This window comes from Frankia tisae (assembly GCF_025403405.1).
Taxonomy (GTDB): Bacteria; Actinomycetota; Actinomycetes; order Frankiales; family Frankiaceae; genus Frankia; species Frankia tisai.
Genome location: NZ_JANEZT010000649.1, coordinates 1 through 1,758 on the forward strand (window position 1 = coordinate 1; position 1,758 = coordinate 1,758).

General features: G+C 67.7%; 1 protein-coding gene. It reads left to right on the plus strand.

What is annotated here, in order from left to right; all coding sequences use genetic code 11:
- Positions 1 to 912: 912 nt before the first annotated feature.
- A partial coding sequence (locus NBZ85_RS30825; protein WP_261563391.1) for an MHYT domain-containing protein occupies positions 913 to 1,758 on the plus strand: 846 nt, incomplete at its 3' end.

Genomic DNA, 1,758 nt, shown 5'->3' on the forward strand with positions numbered 1-1,758 from the left:
CCGGGGGTGGGCTCGGTCGGCGCCGTCGTCGATCGGTCGCTTGGTACGTCGCCGACCGATACGTGTGACCACGGCCGCCGGGACGGAAATGGGCGCGGACCGGTGCGCCAGGTGCGCCTTCGGGCCGCATTCCCGCCGGTCGACGTCGTGCGGTGGCGAGGCGTCGGGCATCGCCGCCAGAGTTCTTTACCGACGCCGTGAACGGCGGGGTTATGTACCGGCATCGCTCGTCGCCGCCCACCGCCACCCACCTGCGGAGGCGGTGGGAGCCGCACGAGAAGATAAACCGACTACCTGAACCATACACGCGCACCATTGGGAGGGCGTTGTCCCGCAAAATGAAAGCGTGGTCTCCTCGTAGAGAGTTCCAGCTGGCGCGCGAGGATCGGATGCTATCGGGTCCTTGTCAAGGCATGGACACGGCTCTTTGTGATCCGGGTGTGGTCGAGGGAAAGGGGCTGGCTCGGCGTAGGGTGCCGTTTTCTGGTCGCTCGGATCGCGGGGGCTGCGGGTTCGCGGAAATGCACGCCCCGTCGAGGGTCGCCGGTGGAACCCGGGCGCCGAGCCGGCAGGGGGAGTTTCTTGCTTGGTGGCCAACCCTGATGTCGGTTGCGTATCCGGCTGTTGTCCGGCCGGTCGTGGGGTGACCGGGGCCGGACCCACCGCCGAGGGCGGTCCCCGACCCGGGGAGGCGGGCAGGTGGCGGATTTTCTCTGCAGCTTCGTGGCCCCGGATGATGCGGTCGCGCATCCCGATGCCGCTGGAGACAGTGCGGTGCGACAGCCTTCGTCACCCTGGGGGGACCCGTTTCGGCCATGCCCGATAGATCCGCATAGTCCGGCTTTCGGCCTCGAAGCGATGTGTGTGACGTGTCGGTTGCTTTCGGAATAATTTTGGCTTTCGATGAGACACATGCTAAATGTGGTGATCTCCGGTCGATTCGAGGGGGAACACGTGATCGTCGCGCAGGTCGTTCATCAGCATGCGAGCCAGGACGTTCTGTTCGTCGTGGTGTCCATCGGGCTTGCCGTGGTGGGATCCTTCGCTGCGCTGGTGAGCGCGATCAGGATCCCCCTGTCGCAGGGCACGGCCCGGATCCGCTGGACTCTCGCAGCCGCGCTCTCTCTCGGCGGCGGCGCGATCTGGTCCATGCATTTCATCGGGATGATCGGCTATCATGTCGACGGCCTTGACCTGCGGTACGGCCTGCCGCTGACCGGGGTCTCGCTGCTGATCGCCGTGGCGGTCTCGGCGCTGGGACTCACCCTCGTGGCGAGCCATCAACGGAGCATCGGATGGCTCGCGCTCAGCGGCGTGGTCTCCGGCCTGGGGATTGCCGCGATGCATTACACCGGCATGGCCGCGATGCACGTCGGTGGGACCGTGACGTACCGGCGCGGAATCGTCGTGTTGTCCGTACTCATCGCGGTGGCCGCGGCACTCGCGGCGCTGTGGATCGCGTTCCGGGTACGCACCGGCCGGCACGTGGTCGCCGCCTCCCTGGTCATGGCGGCGGCGGTCAGCGGTATGCACTACACGGCGATGGCCGCCACCCAGGTTCAGGCCGGGGCCGGCGAGCAGGAGGTGGTGGGCACCGATCCGATCTCCCTCGCCCCGATCGTCTGCGTGATCGCCTTCTCGGTGCTGGCGGTGGTCATTTTCGCGGCCATGGGCGGCGTCACCGAGTCCGGTTCGTTCACGATGGCCCGCGAGAGCAGCCGCCACCGCCGCCCCGCCCCGCCGGTCCCCGCCTGGAAC